Source organism: Priestia sp. P5_B4 (assembly GCF_056400385.1).
This window is the reverse complement of sequence record NZ_JBFULJ010001422.1, coordinates 1-627: the sequence shown is the minus strand read 5'-3', so window position 1 is coordinate 627 and position 627 is coordinate 1. Positions and strand designations below refer to the sequence as shown.

General features: G+C 43.1%; 1 pseudogene. It reads left to right on the top strand.

The window, feature by feature from the left end:
* Nucleotides 1-154: 154 nt before the first annotated feature.
* A pseudogene (locus AC1DRF_RS31360) lies at nt 155-627 on the top strand (alpha-ketoacid dehydrogenase subunit beta); the annotation flags it as partial.

Sequence of the window (627 nt, the reverse complement as noted above, 5' to 3'; positions counted from 1 at the left end):
AGTAATAACAGAACAAGAGCTTAGAGAGATTGAAGGTGAAGTAGAAAAAGCAGTAGAACGCGCAGTTGAGCTAGCAGAAACAAGCGATTATCCTGATGCTTCGGAACTATTAACGGATGTTTATGTATCTTATTAATTAAAGGGGGAAAAGGAAATGACTAGAAAATTAAGCATGTCTGAAGCTATTAATGAAGCTATGAAACTAGCGATGCGAAAAGATGAGAATGTGATTCTTTTGGGAGAAGATGTAGCTGGCGGAGCGGAAATTGACCACTTGCAAGATGATGAGGCGTGGGGCGGGGTTCTTGGAGTGACAAAAGGGCTTGTACAAGAATTTGGACGTGAACGAATTCTTGATACGCCGATTTCAGAAGCAGCTTATATAGGAGCTGCAATGGGAGCGGCAGCTACGGGGTTAAGACCGGTTGCAGAATTAATGTTTAATGACTTTATTGGCTGCTGTTTAGATCAAGTGCTGAATCAAGGCGCAAAATTTAGATACATGTTTGGAGGAAAAGCTGAAGTGCCCGTCACGATTCGAACGACTCATGGGGCAGGGTTTAGGGCTGCAGCTCAGCATTCTCAGAGCTTGTACGCTTTATTCACTAGCATTCCTGGCATTAAAGT